20 protein-coding genes and 1 pseudogene are annotated in these 21,443 nt (G+C 72.2%); 8 read left to right on the forward strand and 13 right to left on the reverse strand.

Annotated features, from left to right (window positions below):
• Positions 1–83: 83 nt before the first annotated feature.
• Entirely contained in the window at positions 84–1,538 is a 1,455-nt protein-coding gene (locus ACZ4IF_RS40070) for an MFS transporter (protein WP_467572732.1), read from the forward strand.
• 157 nt (positions 1,539–1,695) lie between these two features.
• Here the strand turns inward: ACZ4IF_RS40070 and ACZ4IF_RS40075 are convergent, their stop codons facing one another.
• On the reverse strand, positions 1,696–2,352 hold the full coding sequence (locus tag ACZ4IF_RS40075; protein ID WP_467572734.1) for a GNAT family N-acetyltransferase: 657 nt from the start codon (positions 2,350–2,352) through the stop codon (positions 1,696–1,698).
• A 285-nt stretch (positions 2,353–2,637) separates the two neighbouring features.
• Here ACZ4IF_RS40075 and ACZ4IF_RS40080 point away from each other — a divergent pair, with 285 nt between their 5' ends.
• Entirely contained in the window at positions 2,638–4,833 is a 2,196-nt protein-coding gene (locus ACZ4IF_RS40080) for an FUSC family protein (protein ID WP_467572793.1), read from the forward strand.
• A 91-nt stretch (positions 4,834–4,924) separates the two neighbouring features.
• On the opposite strand, the gene ACZ4IF_RS40085 is transcribed toward ACZ4IF_RS40080, so the two are convergent.
• Together ACZ4IF_RS40085 and ACZ4IF_RS40090 are read right to left on the reverse strand one after the other, a co-directional pair.
• Complete coding sequence (locus ACZ4IF_RS40085; protein ID WP_028801407.1) at positions 4,925–5,365, reverse strand: Lrp/AsnC family transcriptional regulator; 441 nt, start codon at positions 5,363–5,365, stop codon at positions 4,925–4,927.
• A 44-nt stretch (positions 5,366–5,409) separates the two neighbouring features.
• A complete protein-coding gene (locus tag ACZ4IF_RS40090; RefSeq protein ID WP_359493623.1) occupies positions 5,410–6,762 on the reverse strand; it encodes a transaminase in 1,353 nt (450 codons plus the stop codon).
• A 322-nt stretch (positions 6,763–7,084) separates the two neighbouring features.
• On the opposite strand from ACZ4IF_RS40090, the gene ACZ4IF_RS40095 reads away from it, so the two are divergent.
• Complete coding sequence (locus tag ACZ4IF_RS40095) at positions 7,085–7,867, forward strand: hypothetical protein (RefSeq protein WP_467572738.1); 783 nt, start codon at positions 7,085–7,087, stop codon at positions 7,865–7,867.
• A gap of 17 nt (positions 7,868–7,884) precedes the next feature.
• On the opposite strand, the gene ACZ4IF_RS40100 is transcribed toward ACZ4IF_RS40095, so the two are convergent.
• Positions 7,885–8,988: a dipeptidase gene (locus ACZ4IF_RS40100; protein WP_467572741.1), complete on the reverse strand. Its 1,104-nt coding sequence runs from the start codon at positions 8,986–8,988 to the stop codon at positions 7,885–7,887.
• The gene (locus tag ACZ4IF_RS40105) at positions 8,985–10,367 is read right to left on the reverse strand and encodes an amidohydrolase family protein (protein WP_467572743.1); all 1,383 of its coding nucleotides are present in this window, start codon (positions 10,365–10,367) and stop codon (positions 8,985–8,987) included. The genes ACZ4IF_RS40100 and ACZ4IF_RS40105 overlap by 4 nt, the downstream gene beginning before the upstream one ends.
• A gap of 109 nt (positions 10,368–10,476) precedes the next feature.
• Between ACZ4IF_RS40105 and ACZ4IF_RS40110 the strand changes: the two genes are divergently transcribed.
• Entirely contained in the window at positions 10,477–11,253 is a 777-nt protein-coding gene (locus tag ACZ4IF_RS40110) for an IclR family transcriptional regulator (protein ID WP_467572745.1), read from the forward strand.
• Complete coding sequence (locus tag ACZ4IF_RS40115; RefSeq protein WP_467572748.1) at positions 11,250–12,200, forward strand: ornithine cyclodeaminase family protein; 951 nt, start codon at positions 11,250–11,252, stop codon at positions 12,198–12,200. The genes ACZ4IF_RS40110 and ACZ4IF_RS40115 overlap by 4 nt, the downstream gene beginning before the upstream one ends.
• Positions 12,201–12,236: 36 nt before the next feature.
• On the opposite strand, the gene ACZ4IF_RS40120 is transcribed toward ACZ4IF_RS40115, so the two are convergent.
• The 6 genes and pseudogenes from ACZ4IF_RS40120 to ACZ4IF_RS40145 form a co-directional block, all read right to left on the reverse strand.
• Positions 12,237–12,683: an ATP-binding protein gene (locus tag ACZ4IF_RS40120; RefSeq protein WP_467572751.1), complete on the reverse strand. Its 447-nt coding sequence runs from the start codon at positions 12,681–12,683 to the stop codon at positions 12,237–12,239.
• Positions 12,680–13,051, reverse strand: coding sequence for an STAS domain-containing protein (locus ACZ4IF_RS40125; protein WP_467572754.1), 372 nt, complete (start codon positions 13,049–13,051; stop codon positions 12,680–12,682). Before ACZ4IF_RS40125 ends, ACZ4IF_RS40120 begins: the two co-directional genes overlap by 4 nt.
• A gap of 51 nt (positions 13,052–13,102) precedes the next feature.
• A complete protein-coding gene (locus tag ACZ4IF_RS40130; protein WP_467572756.1) occupies positions 13,103–13,471 on the reverse strand; it encodes a PRC-barrel domain containing protein in 369 nt (122 codons plus the stop codon).
• 216 nt (positions 13,472–13,687) lie between these two features.
• Positions 13,688–14,071, reverse strand: a complete 384-nt coding sequence (locus tag ACZ4IF_RS40135; RefSeq protein ID WP_467572759.1) for an STAS domain-containing protein — start codon at positions 14,069–14,071, stop codon at positions 13,688–13,690.
• Positions 14,068–15,177, reverse strand: a complete 1,110-nt coding sequence (locus ACZ4IF_RS40140; protein WP_467572762.1) for a cobalamin B12-binding domain-containing protein — start codon at positions 15,175–15,177, stop codon at positions 14,068–14,070. Before ACZ4IF_RS40140 ends, ACZ4IF_RS40135 begins: the two co-directional genes overlap by 4 nt.
• A pseudogene (locus tag ACZ4IF_RS40145) lies at positions 15,174–16,837 on the reverse strand (PP2C family protein-serine/threonine phosphatase). Before ACZ4IF_RS40145 ends, ACZ4IF_RS40140 begins: the two are co-directional and overlap by 4 nt.
• Before the next feature lie 324 nt (positions 16,838–17,161).
• Between ACZ4IF_RS40145 and ACZ4IF_RS40150 the strand changes: the two are divergent.
• Both ACZ4IF_RS40150 and ACZ4IF_RS40155 read left to right on the forward strand, forming a co-directional pair.
• Complete coding sequence (locus tag ACZ4IF_RS40150) at positions 17,162–17,308, forward strand: hypothetical protein (RefSeq protein ID WP_345645782.1); 147 nt, start codon at positions 17,162–17,164, stop codon at positions 17,306–17,308.
• Positions 17,309–17,764: 456 nt separating this feature from the next.
• On the forward strand, positions 17,765–18,175 hold the full coding sequence (locus ACZ4IF_RS40155; RefSeq protein WP_467572766.1) for an STAS domain-containing protein: 411 nt from the start codon (positions 17,765–17,767) through the stop codon (positions 18,173–18,175).
• A gap of 240 nt (positions 18,176–18,415) precedes the next feature.
• On the opposite strand, the gene ACZ4IF_RS40160 is transcribed toward ACZ4IF_RS40155, so the two are convergent.
• Both ACZ4IF_RS40160 and ACZ4IF_RS40165 read right to left on the reverse strand, forming a co-directional pair.
• Positions 18,416–18,787, reverse strand: a complete 372-nt coding sequence (locus ACZ4IF_RS40160; protein WP_467572770.1) for a DUF5133 domain-containing protein — start codon at positions 18,785–18,787, stop codon at positions 18,416–18,418.
• A gap of 166 nt (positions 18,788–18,953) precedes the next feature.
• Complete coding sequence (locus ACZ4IF_RS40165; protein ID WP_467572773.1) at positions 18,954–19,889, reverse strand: anti-sigma factor RsbA family regulatory protein; 936 nt, start codon at positions 19,887–19,889, stop codon at positions 18,954–18,956.
• Between the two features lie 523 nt (positions 19,890–20,412).
• Here ACZ4IF_RS40165 and ACZ4IF_RS40170 point away from each other — a divergent pair.
• Entirely contained in the window at positions 20,413–21,294 is an 882-nt protein-coding gene (locus ACZ4IF_RS40170; RefSeq protein ID WP_426680014.1) for an RNA polymerase sigma factor SigF, read from the forward strand.
• Positions 21,295–21,443: the final 149 nt, after the last annotated feature.

Consider the following 21,443-nt stretch of genomic DNA (forward strand, 5'->3'; position numbering starts at 1 on the left):
TGGGACACATCACGTGCGCTATGCACACGACATGTACGATGCACATCCTTGCTCCCGCAGACAGACACACGAGGAGTCCCGCTATGGACGCCCCCCAGCCGACCGCCCGCGCAGGCGGCGTGGTCGCCACGCTCGCCTTCGCCGGCACCGTGGCAGCGATCATGCAGACACTGGTCACACCACTGATCGCCGAGCTGCCGCGGATACTGCACACCTCGTCCTCGAACTCCGCGTGGGTGATCACCGCCACTCTGCTGGTGTCGGCCGTGTGCGTCCCGGTCTCCGGCCGCCTGGGCGACCTCGTGGGCAAGCGGCGGATGCTCCTCGCCTGCTCCGTCCCGTTGGTGGCGGGATCCGTCGTGTGCGCGCTCTCGTCCTCGGTCGCGCCCATGATCGTCGGACGCGGTCTCCAGGGCATGGGCATGGGCATGGTGCCGCTCGGCATCGCGCTGCTGCGCGACGTGGTGCCCGCCGAGAAGCTGAGCTCGTCCATCGCGCTGGTCAGCGCCTCCATGGGCATCGGCGGCGGCCTCGGCCTGCCGATCTCGGCGGCGGTCGCCCAGTACGCGAGCTGGCGCGTGCTGTTCTGGGGTTCCGCGGCGCTCGCCGTGGCGATCGCCGCGCTGATCTGGTTCCTCGTGCCGGACGTACCGGCCGGCGCCAAGGGTCAGCGCTTCGACGGACTGGGGGCGATCGGCCTCGGCGCCGGACTGGTCTGCCTGCTTCTCGGGGTCTCCAAGGGCGCCGACTGGGGCTGGGACTCCGTGACGACCCTGGGCCTGCTCGGCGCCTCGGTCGTGGTGCTGCTCGCCTGGGGCGTGTGGGAGCTGAAGGCCCACGACCCGCTGATCGACCTGCGCACCACGGCCCGCCCCCGGGTCCTGCTCACCAACCTCGCCTCGGTCTTCGTCGGGTTCGGCATGTACGCGAGCATGCTGATCATCCCTCAGCTGCTCCAGTTCCCCGAGGCCACGGGCTACGGCCTGGGCCAGTCGATGCTCGCGGCCGGCCTGTGGATGGCTCCCGGCGGCATCATGATGATGATCGTCTCCCCGCTCGGCGGGAAGCTGACCGACGCCCGCGGCCCCAAGTTCACCCTGATCTGCGGTGTTCTGGTCATCGCGCTCGGCTACGGCCTGTCGCTGGCCCTGATGGGCTCCGCCTGGGGCCTCATGCTCGTCGGCATGGTCATCAACAGCGGTGTCGGTCTCGCCTACGGCTCGATGCCCGCCCTGATCATGACCTCGGTCCCGCTCTCCGAGACCGCCGCCGCAAACGGCTTCAACACGTTGATGCGCGCGCTGGGCACCTCGGTCGGCGCCGCGGTGGTCGGTGTCGTCCTCGCGCAGCTGACCACTTCCGCGGCGGGCCACACCTTCACCTCCGAGAACGGCTTCCGGACCGGTCTCGTCATCGGCGGTGGGGTCGCGTTGATCGCCGCGGCGATCGCGGCCGTCATCCCGGCGGCCCGCGCCGCCGGGGGCGACGGCAAGGGCTCCCCGGCCACCACGCCCGAGACGGCCGCGGTCGAGGCCTGATCACCCGGAACGGATTCCGTGCCGGCCTTCCGGCCCCGGCGGCCATCGAGCCGCCGGGGCCGTCGCCGTACCGGGGAGGCATGCGGACCATCGTCCCCGGGGACGGCCCGTGCGCCGGCCCGCGGGAGTCACAGCGGCCGGGCCGCCTCACACGTCGTCAGGGGATGGTGGGCGCCGCCCCGGGCGCCGTCGACCGTACGGCCGTCGATCGGCCCAGGTAGGTGAGAGGGCCCGGGTCCAAAACGTCGATCTCGTGGAAGCCGAGACGGTCGTAGAACGCCCGCGCGGCCACGTTCGCGGTGACCATGCCCAGGTGGACGGCGGGTACCCCGCGGTCGTACAACGCGGCCAGGAAAGTGGTCATCAGGGCTCGGCCGTGGCCGCGTTGCTGGAAGTCCGGCAGGAGGTCGATGTGCAAGTGCGCGGGGTGATCGGCCAGTTCGGGCACGAGCATGCGCTCGGGCGTGTGCAGCAGCGCGATCATCTCCTCGCTGGGCGTGCCGGGTGGTGCGGTGGGGGCGGGATAGCGGTCTGCGACGCGCGGGATCCACTTGTCCCGGAAAGCCCTCACGAAGACGTCGGTGTCCGCGGTGCCGACGACGTAGCCGACCACCCGGCCGTGTCCGTCGTCGAGGACGAAGGCCAGTTCGGGCTCCAGGTGGCAGTAGGGCTCGGCGAACAGGGACGGCATCAACTCCTCGTCCGGGTAGAGGGCGCGTGAGTCCCCTCCCAGGTCCGCGGTGCTCACGCACACATGGGCGACGTCCGCCCGGTCGGTGGGCCGGTAGGCGCGGATGAACGGCTGTGGCTCCATGGGGGCATCTTGACGGGATGGGAGCGCTCCCACAAGTGGTTTGACACCCTCTCGCCCGGGTCCGGCTCGGGGGCTCGACCACCCCGGCGGCCGAGCGACGGCTCGTGACATGCTGGAACCGCTGATCATGCGGTGCGGAGAGGCAGGAAGAACGACCACGTGAGGACCGGGAAGAACGACCACGTGAAGACCGCGGGGAGCGGCCGGGGTACGGCACGGACACGTTCTCGGCCGACGGAGATCTGGGACCGGTTCGCGGCGTCGGACCCCGGACTGCTGCGGCTCATGGCCGGTCTGCGCACCGTGGCCGCCATCGCCCTCACCCTCGCCGTGCTGGCTCCCTTCGGGGTTGCCGTGACACATCTGGTGGCCGGCTCCGTGGCGGCCATGGTCGCCACCTTCGCCCTCAAGGAGAAGCAGTGGCGCGGGCAGGCCGTCACCCTCGCCCTCGGCCTGCCGGTGGCGCTCGCGGCGCTCTCGCTGGGCGCCCTGCTGAGCACCCGGATCGTCGCGGGCGACCTCTTCTTCATCGCGCTGATCTTCGCCGCGGTGTACGGCCGCCGCTTCGGGGACCGCGGCACGGCACTCGGACTCATCGGGTTCCAGACGTATTTCGTCGCGCTGTTCGTGGGGGCCTCGCCCGCCGCCCTGCCGGGGCTGTGCGGAACCGTGGCGATCGCCTTCGCGTGCAGTGCGGTGGCGCGCTTCGCCCTCGTGCCCGAGACACCGGAGCGCATCCTGCACAGGCTGCGCCATGCCTTCCGGACACGGCTCGCCCAACTGGTGTCCGCCCAGATCGATCTGCTCGACGCCGGACCGGACGAGGCCGACAAGGCACTGGACGACGTACGACACCACACCGCGCGCCTGCACGAGAGCGCGATGATGATCCAGGGGCGGCTGGAGGAGGGCACCGGTGACCGCGCCACCGCCTCGCTGGTGCAGCGTCGTGTCGCCGACGCCGAGATCGCCGCCGAGCGGCTGGGGGTCCTGCTGCTCACCGCCCGGAGCGCCGAGCGCGCCGACACGCTGACCCTCCATCTGCCCGACGCGCCGGTGCCCGCACCGGGCGACCGGCTCCGGCCGCAGGACGACACCACCGCGACGCTGCGCCGCGACCTCGACGCCCTGCGGGTGCTCGTCATGCGCCCGGTGACGCACACGCGCGGCCTGGCGGTGGCCCAGGTGCGCAACCGGCTGCTGGGGTACCGGGACGAGGAGAACCTGCCGCGCGCCTCGGCCGCGGTGCAGGACGTGTTCCGCGGGATCGGCGAGGCGGCGCGCGCCGTCCTGGGACTGCGGCTGGCGCTCGACGGACCGCAGGACGAATCCGACGACTCGCCCGCCACGGCCCGCTCGCGCGAGGAGCTGGAGGCGGAGGACGTCGCCATCGCGGGCGCCGAGGAGAAGGAGCCGACCGCGGACGACCGTCGGGGACTGCGGCCCACGACGCGTACGGCCGTGCAGGTGTCGGTGGGTTCGGCGCTGGCGATCGCGGGCGGGGAGCTCCTGTCCAGCCAGCGCTGGTACTGGGCGGTGCTGACGTGCTGGGTCGTCTTCCTGAATACCGCCTCCACCGGGGAGATCCTGGTGAAGGGCTACCGCCGGCTGCTCGGCACGGTCGTCGGCGTCGTCGCCGGTGTCGGCCTGGCGGGCCTGGTGGGCACGCACACCTGGACCGCGTTCGCGCTGGTCCTGCTGTTCATCTTCGCCATGTTCTTCACCGCACCGCTCTCGTACGCCCTGATGTCCTTCTTCGTGACGGCGATGCTGGGGCTGCTGTACACGCTGCTCCACACCTACAGCACCCATGTGCTGGTGCTGCGGATCGAGGAGACGGCGCTCGGCGCCGCCTGCGGTGTGATCGCGGCCGCCCTGGTCCTGCCGGTCAACACCGACCGCCGTACCGACGAGCTCCTCGCCACGGTGCTGGGCCGGCTCGGCGACGTGACGGGAGCGGCGGTGGAACAGCTCAGCGGCGGTCCGGCGATCGACCTGCTGGACAAGGCCCGGGATCTCGACACGGCACTGGACGATCTACGGGCGTCCACGCAGCCGCTGACCCATCCGATCACCCCGCTGCGGGCCCGTCGCCAGACCGCCCGTTACGTCGTGGCGCTGCTGGAGACGTGCGCCTATCACGCACGATCGCTGGCGGCGACGGCCGAACTCCTCCCCTACAGCAAGACCGTGGCGGCGGATCCCCGGCTGAAGGGGGCCGGCCGGCGCATCGCCCACAACATCGACGTCCTGATCGCCCGTGTCGAGGACGAGGACAGCGACGGTGTGGCCGAGACCGGTGCGAGTCTCGCGGCCATGCTGGAGACGGACCGGCCGGGTACGCCCCGGCACGACCGGGTGACGGACCGGGTCCTGCGGCACCTCCAGCGGCTGGACGAGGGCGTGATCGGCCTGGCCCGGCCCCTGGAGGTGCCGGTGGCGCGGCCCGACGGTTCGTCGGCCAGGAGCACGGTCGCCTAGGGGGCGGGGCGAGCCGCGAAATCCGGCCGGGCGACGTACGTGCCGTACGGTCGGTGCGCGATCCGTGCGGTCCGCTCGGGCGACGCCCGGATCAGCCCACGTTCCACAGGAACCGGTGCGTGTGGATGCCGAAGTAGGGGAACGACTGCACTTTGCCGACCCCTTCGAGTGGGCGGACCACGTCGTTGACGAAGTCCAGCAGTTCTCTCGGCCCCGGGCAGACCACTTCGGCGAACAGGTCGAAGCCACCGGAGGTCAGTACCGAGTACACGACCTCCGGACGCTCGGCCAGTTCGTCGGCGACGGCGCGCGGATCGCCGTCCACGGCGATGCCGAGCAGCGCCATCGACTGCCCGCCCATGCCCATGGGGTCGGTGACTCCGACGACCTGCACGGCCTGGGTGTCCAGCAGTCGTTGCAGTCGCTGGCGGGCCGCCGACGCGGACAGGCCCACCTTGGGGCCGAGTTCGGCATAGGCGATGCGCCCGTCGATCTGCAGCTCCCGCAGGATGGCCCGGTCGATCTCGTCCACGCTGTTCCTCTCCGGCTCGCCCGGTCCAAGATTAACGGCGTGGGTCAGCCGACGAGTTCGGCGAGGGCCGCGGCGAAGACCTCGGTGTGGGTGTCCACGTCCTGTTCCGTGGTGGCCGGGCACATCAGCGCCATGTTGTGGAACGGCGTCAGCAGGATGCCGCGGTTGGCGAGGTAGAGGTGGAGGAAGTCCTCCAGCTCCGTGTCGGAGGCCGCGGCCGATTCCGTTCCGGTGCGCGGTGCCGGGTCCGCGAACCGGTACTCGGTGCGGGCGCCGAGGCGGCTCACCGACCACGGCAGCGACCAGGTGTCGATGCCCGCGCGCACTCCGGCCTCGAAGCGCTCCGACAGCTTCGACATGCCGTCGAAGGCGTCGTCGGTGAGGACGTGTTCGAGGGTGGCGCGCATGGCGGCGACGGAGAGCGCGTTGCCGGCGAGGGTGCCCCCGACGCCTCCCATGTCCACGAGGTCCAGGTCGTCGCGGTCGAGCAGCCGCTCGGCGAGTTCGGCCGAGAGTCCGTAGGCGCCGGCCGGGATGCCCCCGCCGATCGCCTTCCCGATGGTGAGCACGTCGGGTTCCAGACCCCAGGCGGCGGTGCAGCCGCCGGGTCCGGCGGAGAAGGTGTGCGTCTCGTCGTTGATGAGGAGCGTGCCGTACCGACGGGTGAGGGCGCGCACGCCTTCCAGGTAGCCGGGTTCGGGCAGCACGATGCCGATGTTGGTGAGGGCGGGCTCCATGAGGACGGCGGCGACGTCGCCGTGGGCGAGCTCGCGTTCCAGCTGCGCCAGGTCGTTGAACTCGGCGACCCGGCTGGTCAGCGTGACGTCGCAGGGGGCTCCGACATTGCCGGGCCGGGCGGTGCCGTGGCCGTCGGGTCCGACGACGATCAGCGACTCGTCGACGCTTCCGTGGTAGCTGTAGCTGTTCACCAGGATCTTCGGGCGGCCCGTGACCGCGCGGGCCAGCCGGATGGACCAGCGGTTGGCGTCGGTCGCGGTCAGCGAGAAGCTCCAGCGCGTCAGTCCGAAGCGGCGGGTGAGCTCGGCGCCCACCCATTCGGCGTCCTCGGTCGGCAGCATGGCGGTGGCGCCGCCGCGTTCGGCGAACTGGTGCTGGACGGCCTCGGCCACCACCTCGGGCGAGTGTCCGGCCATGGCGCCCGTGTCCCCGAGGCAGAAGTCGATGTACTCGTGGCCGTCGATGTCGGTGACACGGGCGCCGCGCGCGGTGTCCAGGTAGCGGGGGAAGGCTCCCGCGGCGGTCTTGTTCATCCAGGTCATCGGAACCCGGCCGAAGAGGTGGTCGGCCCGCGCGTAGGCGTCCTTGGAACGCGGGTTGCGGCGCGCGGCTTCGGCGCTCTCACGGGCCAGGAGCTGCTGCAGGCGGATGCGATCCATCGGGTTGCCCTTCGTATGCTGACCGAATACGCCGATGCTACGAGTGAAAACATCGAGCAGACAAGTACTGACGATTGATTCTGTCGTATCAACGATCGAATCACGCGTCTCGACAGGCCATCTCCCCCGCTCCGGCGCCGCACGGACGCGTCACATCCGGTCGGAATGAGTCACAAAGCGACGCCCTTCGTATGAGTGGATCAGCGCGGACACGCCCCGACCTGTCGGTGGGCGACCCCGCGCTCGCCTCCCGAGCGGCCGGCCACGGACGACACGTGGCCGCGCGCCGGGACCGGCGTCGAGGATGAGCGAGGAGCGGTGAATGGCAGGCATCACGGGGGCGTCCACGTGCGCGGACCGCAACGGACGGGAGAGCGGGAGCGCTCGCAGGGCCAGGGTTACGGGCCCGGCCCGTCTGCGCATCGGCCCGGTCGAGCCCGCTGTGGCCCCGAAAGGCTCCGGCCCGGGCAGGGACACGGCACCGCCCGCGCCCGGCGCGCCGGTGGACCGAGCCGTGTTCGTGGACGTGAGCGGTCGTCGGCGCGCATGGCTGCGCAGGATGGGCTGGATGGTCGCCGCGTCCTGCGTCTGCTTCGGGGCGACGCTCGCGGCGGTGCTGAGCGACGCCGACTCGGCCGCCCCGCGGCTCTCGCTGCCAAGTGGGGTGCGGGCCCATGAGAATCCGGGCACCGGTGCCACGGCGCCGGGTGAAGGCCCCGGGCGGCGTGCCGTCCGGTCCTCGTCGCCGGACGGCGGCATCGGCGCGCCGCCCAGGCCGGCCCAGGTCGACACCGCGGGCGGTGCGGTGCATGCCGACGGTTCCTCCGCTCCGGCACCGGCCGGAACGACCGCGCGGACGCAGCCGAGCCCCAGCACCTCGCGCAGCGCGGCCGCGCCCTCACCGAGCCGTCGGTCGACCGCGACACCGCCGGGGCCGTCCCCCACTCCCCCGGCGACCGGCTCTCCCTCGCCCTCCGCCGCCGACGACCCGGCCGGCACCGGCGAGCCGTCGGCCTCGGCACCCGGCGGCGAACCCACCGAGGGCACGGCTTCGCCGGGCACGCTGCTCGAACGGGTCTCGCTGCTGCTCCTGGCATCGGGCTGACGCCGCCGCGGCCGTGGTTACGAGGTGCGAGGAGGCGGCGTTCGGCCGGAGGTCTCCGGGGCCCAGACGCGTTCGGCGTAGTCCAGGAAGTTACGGCCCATGATCTTCTCGATGCGTTCGGAGCGGTACCCGCGGCGTTCCAGGAGCCTGATCAGCTCCCGGAACTGCTCCACCCCGCGCAGGTCGAGCACGAAGGGCAGCGTGTCGCTGCGCTCCCCCGCCGCACCGACCCCGGCCGCACGGCGCAGTTCCACGTGCTCGGCGAGCCGGTCCCGGTACGCGTCGAGGTCGTCGATGGTCGTGACGGTCCCGTCGGTGCCGATGCCGACGTGGTCCTCGCCGCACACGTTCACCGCGTGGTCGATGTGTTCGACGACGTCCGCGGCGCGGGCGTGTCCGGAGGTGTTGAGGAACGGCATGAAGTAGACGCCCACGAAGCCGCCGCGCGAGGCCACCAGGCGCAGCTCCTCGTCGGTCTTGTTGCGCGGCAGGTCGGCGAGCGCGCGGCAGCCGGTGTGGTTGACGGACACCGGGACGCGTGAAGTCCGCGCGGCGTCGAGGCAGGTGTTCTCCCCGCTGTGGGAGAGGTCGACCATGAGGTGGTGGTCGTTGAGCGCGTCGACCAGGCGGTGGCCGAAGTCGGTCAGGCCCCGGTTGTCCGGTGCCATCGAGCCGTCGCCGATGTGGTTGGCCTGGTTGTACGTCAGCTGGACGACACGGACGCCGAGTTCGGCGAAGGTGGCGACGCGCCCGGTGTCCTCGCCCACGGCCACGGCGTTCTGGAAGCCGTAGATGACGCCGATCCTGCCCTCGCGGTGGGCCCGGTGCACATCGGCGACGGTCCGGACCTTGAGGAGGTCGGCCTCGTTGTCGCGGACGATGCGGTCCCACACGGCGATCTCGTGCACCGTGTGCTCGTACGGCGGCATGTCGCCCATGGTGTATCCCAGGGTGACGTTGACCGCGGTGAGGCCGGAGGCGCGGGCGTCGGCCAAGGTCCGCGCGTCGACGGTGAGTTGTTCGCTGGAGGGGTTGAGCTCGGCGGCGGCCTCGGCCGACCGGGGCGCGTTGGGGTTGTCGAGCTGGCCGAGCGCGTTGATGATCATGGGAGTGGTGGTCATCGGGTCTCCTCGACGCGGTGGGGCTGCCGGTCGCCCGGGTTCGGGGTGCGGTGGTGTGTCTCCGCGGGCGGCGCCTCGGGTACGAAGTCGCTGCGCTCGAAGCGGCGTCCACGCTTGACGGTCAGCGACACGCTGCGCAGATGACCGATGTCGGCCAGCGGATCGGCGTCCAGGACGACGAAGTCGGCCAGCTTGCCCGCTTCGACGCTTCCCCTCATGTCCTCGACGCCGGCGCTCCGGGCACCCAGGAGCGTGGCGGAGCGCAGCACGTCCGCGGGCGGCATTCCGCAGCGGTCCACGAGGAAGGCCAACTCCTCGTGCAGGGCGGGGAACGGGTCCTTGGGGTCGGTCTCGTAGTCCGTGCCCGTGCAGATGTCGACTCCGGCGCGGTGGGCCTGCGCGGTGAGGCGGGCGGCGAGTTCCGAGTCGGCCGCCGCCTTGGCCGCGGCTTCGGGCCCCTCTCCGGCCAGGGCGTCGCTCGCCCACATCCCGGCGGTCGCGTCGAGCACGGTGCCGCGCCGGCGCATCAGGGCGAAGAGTTCCTCGACGCGGGGGTCGTCTCCGGCGGCGAAACGGTCGTGGTCGACCGGCGGTTTGTGCTTGTAGCTCGTCAACTCGTCGTCCCGGCCCTCGAAGGCGAGCAGGGTGACGTGCGAGACGCTGTCCACGCCGGCCAGGACGACCTGTCGGGGCGTGGCGGGGAACACGGCGGCGTGCGCCCACACGGGGATGCCCTGGCGGTGCGCCTCCTCGGTGATCGCGGCGACCGTGCCGTGGTCGAGATCCGCGTAGACCTTGATCGCCGCGGCATGGGTGCCTCGCGCCAGGGCGACCGCCAGGCGCAGATCCGTGTCGGGCGTGACGGCCTGCATCCACGGCACCGCCCCGGGCACCTCCCCCTGGGTGACCTGGTGGGTGCGCGGATCGTCGAAGAACCCCGGGCCCGCCATCAGCGCGGCGTACCGGATGTCCGGGCCGGGGATCTCACCGACGAGCGAGGCCCGTGCGAGGTCGCCCACCTGCCGCAGATCGTCGGCCATGTCCCGGATGGCGGTGACGCCGCTGTACACGAGGCGGCGTAGCACCGCCTCGGCCGCCGGCCGGTCGGGGGGCGTCGCGAGGTGCTGGTGCGAGTCGATCAGACCGGGGACGACGAAGCGGCCGTCCAGGTCGAAGACCTCGGCGCCCGCGGGCAGTTCGGCGGAGATCTCGGCGTCGTCGCCGACGGCGACGATGTACTGGCCGTCGATCACGATCGACGTGGAGGGCCGGGGCGGACTCCCGGTTCCGTCGAACAGGGTGGCTCCCCGGTACACCGCCACGGTTCCCGCAGCCGGGGGCGCGTACGGGACCGGAGCGCCCGAAGCCTCGTCCGCCATCTTCACCTCGCATCATCGCTTGTTACGCTGTACGTAACATCTGTATCGCTTGTCGAAACATGCGTTACCGTACGCTCGCCGCCGCGGACACCACAAGGAGGGGTGGGCATTGCCCGAAGCACCGCGCACCGCCGTCGACAAGGCCTTGGACCTGGTCGAGGCCGTGGCCCGTTCACCGCATCCCCTGCGGCTGACCGACCTGGCCGAGGAGGTCGGCCTGCACCGGGCGACCGCCTATCGCGTGCTGCTCGACCTGGTGCGCCGGGGCTGGGTGCTGCGGGCGGGCGACCGCTATCTGCCGGGCACCGCCGTCCTCCAGCTGTCGTCGTCCGCGGCCCGGAACTCGCTCGTCGCCCTCGCCCGGCCGGTCCTCACGGCGCTGGCCGAGCGCACCGGCATGATGGTCAATCTCCAGGCGCCGGAGACCGACCGGTCCCGGGTGATCGACGTCGTACGCCCCGACCGTCTCTCGATGATCACCCGTCTGATGGGCGAGGCCCTGCCGGTGCACCGGTTCGCCGGACCGCTGGCCCTGGTCGCCGCGCTGACCCCCGCGGAGCGGGCCCCGTATCTGGGCGTCGCCGAGGAAGCAGGTCACCCGCTGACCGGTCCGGAGGGACTGCTGGCCGACGTCGAGCGCACCGAACGCACCGGATTCGCCGTCGAGTACGGCCGCAACGAACAACCCGTGGCCTCGCTGAGCAGGGCGGTCGTGCCCCAACCGGGCAGGCCCGTCTGCGCGGTGACCGTGGTCGGCCTCGCGGCGGAGTTCGACGACGCCCGTCTGCCCGAACTGCGCCGGGCCCTGTGCGACGCGACGGACGCACTGTCCTCGCTCCTCACCGGCTCGGCGGGGCCGTCCGGGGCGGCGGAAGGGACGGCATGAGCGAGATGCTCTTCCTCGACGGCGCGCGGACGCGCGCGGCTCTCGACCCGCGGCGTGTCGTGGACGCCGTGGCGACGGCTCTGGTCGCCATCGGCCGGGGCGAGGCCTCCGCGCCGCCCCGGATCGCGGCCCGCGCCCCCGGCGGTCTGCTCGGAGCCATGCCCGGTTACGTTCCCGGGCTCGGCCTCGCGGCGAAGCTCGTCTCCGTGTTCGGTGATCCGGCACGGCCGGGGCGCAGCAGCCACCGCGGCATCGTCGCCCTCTTCGACGCCGAGGACGGCAGCCCGCTCTGTCTGATGGACGCCGAGCCGCTCACCGAGATCCGCACGGCGGCGGTCGCCACCGTCAGCGCCCGCGCGCTGGCCCGGCCCAGGCCCGAACGCATCGCCGTCGTCGGGACCGGCGCGCAGGCCCGAGCCCAGGTGGGCCTGCTGGCGGCGCTCGACCCCACCGTCCCCGTCGTCGTCGCCGGACGCGACCGCCGACGCGCGGAGAGCGCCGCCGCGGCGCATCCCGCCGCCCGGGCCGCGGACACCGTCGAGGCGGCCGTCCGCGAAGCCGACACGGTCTTCTGCTGCACCGGCGTCGTGCGGCCGGTGATCCGTCGCGACTGGCTCTCCCCCGGCACGCACATAAGCTCCGTGGGCGGCTCCCACGGTCCGGAGGTGGACGCCGGCACCGTGCGTGACGCCGCTCTCTTCGTCGAGTGGCCCGGCGCCGCGGACACCCGGCCGCCGTCCGGCGCCCACGAGTTGCAGGACCTCCCGGCCGGGCGGACCGTCACGCTTCTCGGTTCCGTCCTGTCCGGACGGCATCCCGGCCGCCGGGACGAGAGCGAACTGACGCTGTTCAAGTCGACCGGCCATGCCGCCCTGGACGTCGCCGCGGCGCACGTCGCCCACACCGTGGCCGTCGAGCGCGGGTGGGGCCGGCCCATGGCGTTGTGACCGCGGGTCACATGCCGGGCCTGCCGGCCCTCCGCTTCACGCCAGGGGGACGAAGACCCTGACGGTCTTGCCGCCCCGCGGACCCGGTTCGATGGTGATGTCGCGGGACAGCCGGATGATCAACGGCCAACCGTAGCCACTGACTTGGTGTCGCTGGGGGAATTCCCCGGTGCCGTGGGCCGGGGTGGGGACGACGTCGCTGTTGTCGCGCACGTCGAGCAGTATGCCGCCGTCGGTCACCGTCGCGGTGAAGCCGGCCAGCCCCCCGCCGTGCCGAATGGCGTTCGTCACCAGTTCGGAGACGACGAGGAGGAGGTCGGTGACGGCGTCCGGACCCACCCCGCCCTGGGGCGGACTCCAGTGATCGCGCAGCAACGACCGGACGTGGTCGCGTGCCGCCGCCGCACTCGTGATGGCGCGCCCGCTCGCCGGGAGCGGGGCCAGGTTCTCGTGAGGTGCCGGAAGGCCGTCGATGTGGTTCATCGCTCGGTCGCCGGGTCCGGGAGGGCCAAGGCCGCCTGCACGCTGTCCACGAGGACGAAGAAGTCCTCGGTCCCTGTCACCTCGAACAGCCTCCGAACGATGTCGCTGAACGGTCCGCACACCACCATGGCGGTTTCGCGGGACCGGTGGGCACGCTGTGCTTCGAGGAGGACGTGCAGGACCGACGAGTCCGCGAAGGCCACTCCCGACAGATCCACGACCGTGCGTGAGGCGCCCACCCGGTGCGCCTCGTCGAGGGCCTCCTCCAGTCGAGGGGCGGTCTCGTAATCGATGTCGCCGCCCACGCGTACGACGAAGGCGTCTTGGGCCGCCCCGTGCGTGACCGTGGCCTGCAACTCGTCGGGCATCTGCACACTCTTTCCGGTCTGCTCTGTCGGGGGCACGCCTCGCGCTGCCCATCAGTCTGGCCTTCCGGCCGGCAGGCTTCGGTAATAGCTGCCGACGTCGGCCAAGTATGCGGGGTCGAACGTCTCACGGTCGGTCTTGAACACCGGGGCCGACTTGATCTCCTCCCGTGTGCACGACACGGTGATCTTCTGGCTCTCGGTGTCGATTCCGGCCACGACACCCACGGGGACGAGCACGCTCTTGCCGAACACCCATACGCCCATGTCGACGATCAGGTGACGCATGCCGGAGTCATCGGCCTGCCGGTCGACATGCCCTATCGTCCCGTCGGTCGCCTCGACGGAGTATCCGGTGAGTTCATGGGCCTCGGGATGGCCGAACTCGGAGGCGTAGGACCAGATTCTGTCGACGGTCACCATGTACTCCTTCTGTGTCGCCGGCATCGCCACCGGCGTTTCCCGCCCTGGGCGAGAACCGGCAGGTGGAGGCCGGGTGGGGGGAAGTCCGCCCGCGTCGCGCTCCAGGGCTGCAATTACCCTGTCGTCCGGCCTGCATTCGGTCGACTTTCCCTTGCCGTGATCGCGCCCGGGGGCAGCCCGCGCGCCCCTGTTCCGTCCGAGGTCCCCGCCGGGGAGTCAGCCGGCTCCGGGGCGTTGTTCGCCCCGTCCCACGTCGCAGGGGGCGGTGAGGTGGGCGAGCGTTCCCGTGATGTCGAGGAGCCGCTCCAGGCCGGCCGGGCGCTCGTCGAGATACAGACGGATCCCCGCGGCGTCCGTCTGACGCCGGATCATCAACAGGGCGGAAAGGCCCATGGAGTCGATGGTGTCGAGTCCGGCGAAGTCCACGTGCAGCCCCAGGACGCCGTCGGGCCCACCGGCCCGGCGGGCGAGGGTCTGTCGGACGGTGCTCACCAACTCGTCGCACGTCTCGTGGTCGAGATCCCCGACGACGCGGACCACGGCTTCGGTGGTCTCGACCTCGACGGTGAGCGAGAAGGACGGAGGATGTGAAGTGGTCATGCGGGCTTTCCGGGGCCGGGGATCTTCTGTGCTGGCGTTCGGGTCCTGAGCGCCTCCCGTGCATGGGCCAGTGCGTGACAGGCGCGCGGGAAATCCTTGAGCTGTGCGGCCAGCAGGTCGAGAGCGGCATCGAGGCTGCGGGCGGGGACGCGTCGGGCCGTGAGGATGTCCGCGGTCCACAGGATGAACCGGGCGAACAGCTCGTCGTCGGCGACGTACAGTGCGGTGGCCAGGTACTCGACGATGTGGGCGATGTCCTCGGCGGTGTGCCGGCGCTGACGTTCCGTGTAGCCGCGCATCGGCGCGAACCGGTCCTCCAGTTCCGTCAGCGTCCCCTTGACGAGCTGGTGCGTGGTGCGCACGACCATGGTGTATTCCTGGTCGGCCAGATGCGGCAGGTCGTCCACGGCCTGGTGGGCTGCCAGCGGATCGGGGCGGCTCAGGCCCCTTGCGAGGATCGTGGCCGCTTCCCTGGCGTGCGGCGCCCAGGCGTCCGCCCCGAGCGCGCGGGCGTAGCGGCCGTCGGGTCCGAACGCCGCGCCACCCGCGATGACGGGGACGCCGGTCGCCTGACAGGCCGTGATGGCGCTGTGCGCCGTGGGCAGGTGAGTGGGGATGGAGGACGACAGGGCGACCGCCTGGGGGCCCGTCTGGTGCAGATGGGCGATGAGGTGCGGGGTGGGCACGTGCGCGCCGAGGAAGTCGACGTCCCAGCCGCGCAGCCGCAACACCTCGGACAGCAGCCTGGCGGGCAGGGCGTGCCATTCGCCGTCCACGCACGCCACGGTGACGCGGGGGCCGGCCGGTACGCCCGCGCGGTGGTCGGGGTGGTGGGCCAGAGCCGCGATGACGCGCTCGTGTATGGCGGTCGCGGTGTGCTCCTGCGCGACGGTCAGCCGGTTCGCCGCCCACTCCACGCCGACCTTCGCCTGGACGGGGGCGATCAGGTCGAGCAGCACCGCCTCCAGGTCGGCGGAGGATCTCGCGGCGTCGAGGACGACGGCGACCGCGCCGTGTTCGTCGCCGCCGTGCACCGCGGACCACAGACGCTCCCTGGCGTCGTCGAGTGCCACGCCGCCGTCGGCGTGGGCGCAACGTCTCGTCATGCGGTGTACCTGCCCCGGGTGTGGCCGTTCACCGCGCTGAGGTGCGCGTGGTGCGGTGCGGTGCGGTGACGGCGACGGTCGCCATGTCGTCGTGGCCGCCCCGTCCGACCCACTGGGCCGCGAGCATCTGCACGTGCTCCACGACCGCCTCGGCGGGCATGCCCGCGCACTGGGTGAGCGCGGCCTCCAGTCGCTCGGTACCGAAGAGTTCGTCGCCGAGCGGGCCGCCGCGTGCCTCGGTGATGCCGTCGGTGAAGAAGAGGCAGGTCTCGCCCGGGGCCAGTTCGAGGTGCGCCGTGGTGGAGCTGATGTCCCAGAACGCGCCGACGAGCGTCCCGCGTGTGGGCGCCTGTTCGACCTGCCCGTCGGCGCGCACGATCAGCGGTGCGGGATGGCCCGCGCTGGTGACGCGCAGATGGACATTGCCGCCGCGGCGGACGACGGAGGCGAGCGCCAGGGTGGCGAACCGGGCGTGATGGGAGTTCATCAGCGCTCCGTTGAGCAGGCTCAGCAGCCGCTGGTGGTCGTCGGCCAGCGGCAGCAGCGCCTGCACCGTGTTGCGGATCTTGCCGGTCAGCACCGCGGCTTCCAGCCCCTTGCCGCACACGTCCCCGAGGACGACGAGGGACTCCTGGCCCGCGTCCGTACCGGGGTGGACGTCGTAGAAGTCGCCGCCCACCCGGTCGGCCTGGCCCGAGGGCCGGTACTTCCCGGCGAACTCCACGCCGTGCACGCTGTGCAGCTGCGGCGGCAGCAGCTCACGCATCAGCGTGGTGGTGATGGCCGCCTGCTCGGCGTACATGCGGGCCGCCGACATGGCCGCGCCCGCCCGCGAGGCGAAGAGCCGGGCGAAGATCTCCTCGCCCTCCGAGAAGGCCGCCTGGTCGCCGGCCCGGAGCAGGACCAGCGCGCCGGCCGGGACCCCGTGGCCGGGCAGCGGTGTCACGACGGCGGAGCCGACGGGCTGTGCGAAGCCGTCGGGGACGGCCCACGCCGGCACGGTGGCCGGATCGATCCAGCGGGACGGGACGGGCGGGAATCCGCGCAGGGCGTCGCTGAGTCCCGGCAGGAGGTCGATGTTCTCCTGCACCGTGCGGTGCGTGACCGCTCCGTCGGGCCCGCAGTACGTCAGCGGTACGTTCTTGCCGCGCGGCGGCGCCACGATCACCGCGGCGTCCGCGAGGTGTTCGGCGGCCAGGCGGGCCGTGACCTCCATGCAGCGCTCCACGTTCAGCGACGACAGCAGGGCGCTGGACGCGCCGGCCAGGAAAGCGGTGCGCTCGCGTTCGCTCTTGAGGGCGTCCTCGGCCAGCCGCCGGTCGGTGTCGTCGACCAGCCACCACGTCACGTCGCCGCCGTCGGTGCAGGTGGGATGTGCCTCGAAGGTCCGGTCCCCGACCGCGCCGTGGGCCGGCCACCTGAACTCGCCGCCCTCCGGGCGGGTCCGGACGCGGGCATGGGCGTCGGCGATCCACGCCGGGGTCACGTCCGTCAGCCAGGAGCCGGTGACCGCGCCCGGGAAGAGCGCGGCCGCGGCCGCGTTCAGTTCGACCACGCCACCGGATGGGTCCGCGACCACCACGGGGTAGGGGGCGGATCCCCACGTCGCGCCGAGGCCGACACTGCGCGGGCTGGCAGGGGGCTGCTGGGAAGTGTCCACGAGCAAGGGCCCGCGGAGGCGGGCCCACCACCTTTCCGGTCGGCTGGGATTGTTTCCTTCCGACAACCATCTCGCGCCCGGCGGTGCGACTGCAAGTCGCTCACCCCAAGTCCCTCCGAGAACATCCGTGGCGGTCACCATGTGTTTTGGCCCTGCCCAGAGATGTCGCGTCCGCTCGCCCGCCCGGCGGGCGAGCGGGAGACGACCGGGACCGAGGCGTGGGGTCGCCGCCCGCCACGCCCCGACGCGCGGGCCTGCACCGGCGGCGACGGGGTAGCCGCACGGTACGAGCGACCACCGCGAACCCCTGCCTGGAGGACCGTCATGCCCACAATCGTGGACCGGATCAAGCAGTTCGCGCGCAGCCCGCAGGGCCGGCGCGCCACGGAGGAGGTGCGACGGGCGGCCGCGGACCCCCGTCGCCGGGCACAGGCGCAGCGACTCCTCGGCAGGCTGCGCGGACGACACTGACCGCCGCCGGGCGCCGAGGGTGCGCTCGGCTCGCACCTGAGCGACGAACGCCGTGGGACCCCCTCGCACACAAGTCCGCTTCCGCGGGCCGGGACTCGACGGGGGTCCTGCCGCCATCATTGACTTCACGCCACCCGGGGTGCGAGCGTCGCACGTCCTGCTCCCGTCGCCGCGCGCACCCCGGGGGCCCACGCCTCGTCGCGAACGGAACGCAATGCCCGACACCGGTGACTCCTCGGCCCGGCCACCCGCCGGGACCCTGCCATGACGGCGGACCGCATCCCGGGACTGATCCTCCCTGTGATCTTCCTCTGCGCGGCCGCCACGGGCATCGTCTGGTACTGGCGACATCGGGGCGAGTAGCGGCCCGGGCGAAAAAGATCCGTGTCCGCGATGCGTCGAATCGAACAAACGGGTTACCAGGCCTCCTACTTGTCTTACTTGTGGGAGGAAGCCATGTCCGGAGCCCAGAATCCATTGTCCATCGATGTCTCCGTGCCCCGTGAGGACGCCGCCCTGCTGGCCGTGGACGGTTTCCTGGACATCGACACGGCGACGGAGCTGCACCACCATCTGGCCAATCAGCTCCATCACGGACGCCGGCACTTCCTTCTCGATCTGTCGGGCGTCCCGTTCATGGACTCGACGGGGATGAACGTCATCCTGAGGGGCTACCAGGAGACACGCGAAGTGGCGGGCAGCGTGCACGTCATCGCTCCCACACCGGCCGTGCGGCGCATCCTCGACCTCACCGGGGTCAGTCTCACCGTGTCGCTGGCGGACAGCGTCGACGAGGCCCTCGCACATGTGGACGCCCGAACGGCGCAACCCTCGCCCGAGGACCGGACGGGCGCGCCGGGCGCCTGAGGACGGAACCGGTGAGGGGGGGGGGGGGGGGGGGGGGCCCGGGGGGGGGGGGCGCCCCCCCCCCCCCCCCCCCCCCGCCCCCCCCCCCCCCCCCCCCCCCCCCCCCCCCCCGCGCCGGCGGGGGGGGGGCGGGGCGGGGGGGGGGGGGGGGGGGGGGGGGGGGGGGGGGGGCGTGCCCCCCGCGGGGGGGCGCCCCCCCCCCCCCGCCCCTCACCAGCACGATGCGAACGGCACGCCCCGTCAGACCAGCGTCCCGGGCACGGCGCCGCCCCGGCTGCCGGGCACGGTGGCCGGCCGACCGTGCGCGGCGACCGTCTCGACGGGCTGCCGTACACGCGCCATGGGGAGGGGCGTCTGTTCCCGTCCCTCGTCGTCGGCGGGTCCGCGCTGTCCGCCCGCGGCGACCAGCAGGGCGTCCGCGGCGGCCACGGCGTCGTGGACGCGGTTGGTCCCCGTCATCACGCAGAGCGTGTACGTGACGTCCTCGAGCGCGCGAGCTGTCTCCAGGGTCTCCTTCTCGGCATACGCGATCTTCAGTGTCGCGTAGCGGGTCAACAGCCTCCGCACTACCTTCGGGTCGGGCACGAGCACGGCGAGGGCTCCTCTCTCCATTTGGCCTTCGTGTGCCCGCCTGTCGCCCCTTCATTCACAAGTACCCCCTCTCACAACCCTTTTGGCGCAATCGCGAAGCCGGTCCGCACACGTCGGGGCACCACGGCGAATCGGGGCACCACGGCGAAGCAGGGCTGACCGCGGGGGAGGCGGGCGGCGGAAGAGATCAGGTGCGGGCGAGATAGCTGCGCACGGTGGTCCCGGCGCTCCCGGTGTGCACGCGGACGAGGTCGGAGACGAAGTGGACGAGGAACAGTCCGCGCCCGCCGATCTGGTCGGGCCGCACCGGGCGCCGCCCGGCCATCGGGTCCGAAAGGCGCCCCTCGTCCTGCACCTCGCACACGATCCGGTCGTCCTCCGCCCAGATCCGCAGGGTCCCCGAACCGCCCCCGTGCACGACGCTGTTGGTCGTGAGCTCGGCGACGACGAGGTTAAGGTCCTGCAGGCGAGCCGGTCCCATGCCCCGCTCGCGCGCCTCGTCGACCGCGAAGTCCCGTGCGGCCGGGAGGAACTCGGCGTCGAACCGGACCGCCGCCGCTCCCGGCGGATGCGGCAGCGCCTCGTTGTAGCGGGCGAGCACGCCGTCGGGGTCGTAGGCGTGGCTGACCCTGCGCCGGCCCGCGCGGATCACGACGGGGTGCGTGGCGTGGGCGTCGGCGATCACGTCCTCGGACAGGGCCCGTGCGTCGTACGGACACAGGATCGTGACGTCGCGTCCGCCGAACGCCGCGTTGATCAGCGCTTCGTGCTGGACGCAGGCCGGGTACTCCACGGACGTCCGCCCGTCCCAGATCGGCTCGCCGACGATGCGCACGCGCCTGCCCGGGTGGGCGTCGGCGAAGGCACGCAGCACCGAGGGAATGATCCGGCCGGGGTTCCGTCCCGCTTGGGTCATGTCGATCCAGCGGACGTGGTGCGCGTCCGCGCCGAGGGCGGGCCGGAGCAGTCCGAGCCGTCGGACCGGCACGGCCACGGCGACCGGATGCCCGGCGGCCAGGCCCTCCCGCACGAAGGGAACGGTGCCGTCGACGTACTCCCGGTCGCCGTCGTAGAGGAGAGCGGGGTGGGCGAAGGGTTCGGCGGACGGAGTCGCGGGCGTCATGTCATCGCCCCTGCCGGCCGGCCGTCGCACCGCGACCGCGCACAAGGGCCACGACCGCTGAAGCGCGCCGTCCGGCGAACTCCGCGACAGGACAACGCTGTGAGAGGGCCTGCTGTTGGCCGCGCGCGGCAGGAGGCTCGGTCCCGAGGCACAAAGGGGTCAGAAGTGGCGGAATCCTGCCTTCTCGCTGCTCCATGCCCACGTGCTCACCCCGAACCCCAGTTTACGCGGCGGCCGTTGCCCCGGGCCCGCCGCCCGGCGACTCCGGCCACCGCCCATGGTGCGCCCCGGCGCTCCTTTGCCCCGGGACCCGTCCACCGAACCGCCCGGCGCGCCCGCCGGAAGACACTGCGCGAACTGCATCCGGACGACGGCTGCATGGGGAAGCAAGGATCGGTCCGGCTCCGGGACATCCGCGGAAGATCGTCTTCCAGAGATTTTCCGAAACCGGCAGGCATGACCCACATGAAGCAGGGCAGACGCGCCCTGTCATCAATTCCTTCGGAGATTTGGGGTGGACGGCATGGCAGCCGTGGCGGAGGCGAACGCGACGGACACGGCACAGCAGGCAGTGACGGCAGAGGAGGCGATCCTTCCTCAGATCGACGAGCCGCTGAAGATCAGCCCCAAGGACGCCCGCGAACTGTCCCGGCCGTTCTTCGACCGACTGGCCGTGCTGGAAGAAGGCACGCACGAATACCAGTACGCGCGCAACACCCTCATCGAGATGAACCTCTCCCTCGTGCGGTACGCGGCGGCGCGCTTCCGCAGCCGCAGCCAGGGCGAGATGGAGGACATCGTCCAGGTCGGCACGATCGGCCTCATCAAGGCCATCGATCGCTTCGAGCTGTCCCGCGAGGTCGAGTTCACCTCCTTCGCGGTGCCGTACATCGTCGGTGAGATCAAGAGGTTCTTCCGCGACACGAGCTGGGCCGTCCATGTGCCCCGTCGTCTGCAGGAGGCCCGGGTCGAACTCGCGAAGGCGACGGAGGAACTCCGCACCCGCCTCGGCCGTACTCCGACCACGCGCGAGCTGTCCGAGCTGATGTGCCTGTCCGAGGAAGAGGTCATCGAGGCCCGAAAGGCCTCCAACGGCTACAACTCCTCCTCTCTCGACGCCGCGCTCACCGCCGACGGCGGGGCGGACGGCGAGGCCGTACTCGCGGACTTCATCGGCGAGGACGACCCGTCGCTGGAACTCGTCGAGGACTTCCACTCGCTGGCACCGTTGATCGCCGAACTCGACGAGCGTCAGCGCCGGATCATTCACATGCGGTTCGTCGAGGAGCGCACGCAGGCCCAGATCGGTGAGGAGCTCAACATCTCCCAGATGCACGTCTCCCGCCTGATCACCCGCATCCTCAAGCGGCTGCGCGCCGGACTGCTCGACCCCTCCGTCGTCTGAGGCCCGCACGAAACGACCGGTCCGTGGGGCCCCCCCCCCCCGGGGGGGGGGGGGCCGCCGCCGGCGGGGGGGGGGGGCCCCCCCCCGCGCCGGCGCCGGCGCGGGGCGGGCGACGCGCGGGGGGGGGGGTGGGGCGGTGCCCCCAGTGT

The organism is Streptomyces sp. NPDC025784 (assembly GCF_055558435.1).

What these genes read in the sequence shown, in the direction of transcription:
- ACZ4IF_RS40155 (WP_467572766.1), top strand. Translation starts at nt 17,765, where the DNA reads ATGTCCGGAGCCCAGAATCCATTGTCCATCGATGTCTCCGTGCCCCGT.
- ACZ4IF_RS40105 (WP_467572743.1), bottom strand. Translation starts at nt 10,367, where the DNA reads ATGGCGGACGAGGCTTCGGGCGCTCCGGTCCCGTACGCGCCCCCGGCT.
- ACZ4IF_RS40075 (WP_467572734.1), bottom strand. Translation starts at nt 2,352, where the DNA reads ATGGAGCCACAGCCGTTCATCCGCGCCTACCGGCCCACCGACCGGGCG.
- ACZ4IF_RS40160 (WP_467572770.1), bottom strand. Translation starts at nt 18,787, where the DNA reads ATGGAGAGAGGAGCCCTCGCCGTGCTCGTGCCCGACCCGAAGGTAGTG.
- ACZ4IF_RS40140 (WP_467572762.1), bottom strand. Translation starts at nt 15,177, where the DNA reads ATGACGAGACGTTGCGCCCACGCCGACGGCGGCGTGGCACTCGACGAC.
- ACZ4IF_RS40150 (WP_345645782.1), top strand. Translation starts at nt 17,162, where the DNA reads ATGCCCACAATCGTGGACCGGATCAAGCAGTTCGCGCGCAGCCCGCAG.
- ACZ4IF_RS40120 (WP_467572751.1), bottom strand. Translation starts at nt 12,683, where the DNA reads ATGAACCACATCGACGGCCTTCCGGCACCTCACGAGAACCTGGCCCCG.
- ACZ4IF_RS40135 (WP_467572759.1), bottom strand. Translation starts at nt 14,071, where the DNA reads ATGACCACTTCACATCCTCCGTCCTTCTCGCTCACCGTCGAGGTCGAG.
- ACZ4IF_RS40070 (WP_467572732.1), top strand. Translation starts at nt 84, where the DNA reads ATGGACGCCCCCCAGCCGACCGCCCGCGCAGGCGGCGTGGTCGCCACG.
- ACZ4IF_RS40130 (WP_467572756.1), bottom strand. Translation starts at nt 13,471, where the DNA reads ATGGTGACCGTCGACAGAATCTGGTCCTACGCCTCCGAGTTCGGCCAT.
- ACZ4IF_RS40115 (WP_467572748.1), top strand. Translation starts at nt 11,250, where the DNA reads ATGAGCGAGATGCTCTTCCTCGACGGCGCGCGGACGCGCGCGGCTCTC.
- ACZ4IF_RS40165 (WP_467572773.1), bottom strand. Translation starts at nt 19,889, where the DNA reads ATGACGCCCGCGACTCCGTCCGCCGAACCCTTCGCCCACCCCGCTCTC.
- ACZ4IF_RS40170 (WP_426680014.1), top strand. Translation starts at nt 20,413, where the DNA reads ATGGCAGCCGTGGCGGAGGCGAACGCGACGGACACGGCACAGCAGGCA.
- ACZ4IF_RS40100 (WP_467572741.1), bottom strand. Translation starts at nt 8,988, where the DNA reads ATGACCACCACTCCCATGATCATCAACGCGCTCGGCCAGCTCGACAAC.
- ACZ4IF_RS40080 (WP_467572793.1), top strand. Translation starts at nt 2,638, where the DNA reads ATGGCCGGTCTGCGCACCGTGGCCGCCATCGCCCTCACCCTCGCCGTG.
- ACZ4IF_RS40095 (WP_467572738.1), top strand. Translation starts at nt 7,085, where the DNA reads ATGGCAGGCATCACGGGGGCGTCCACGTGCGCGGACCGCAACGGACGG.
- ACZ4IF_RS40090 (WP_359493623.1), bottom strand. Translation starts at nt 6,762, where the DNA reads ATGGATCGCATCCGCCTGCAGCAGCTCCTGGCCCGTGAGAGCGCCGAA.
- ACZ4IF_RS40125 (WP_467572754.1), bottom strand. Translation starts at nt 13,051, where the DNA reads ATGCCCGACGAGTTGCAGGCCACGGTCACGCACGGGGCGGCCCAAGAC.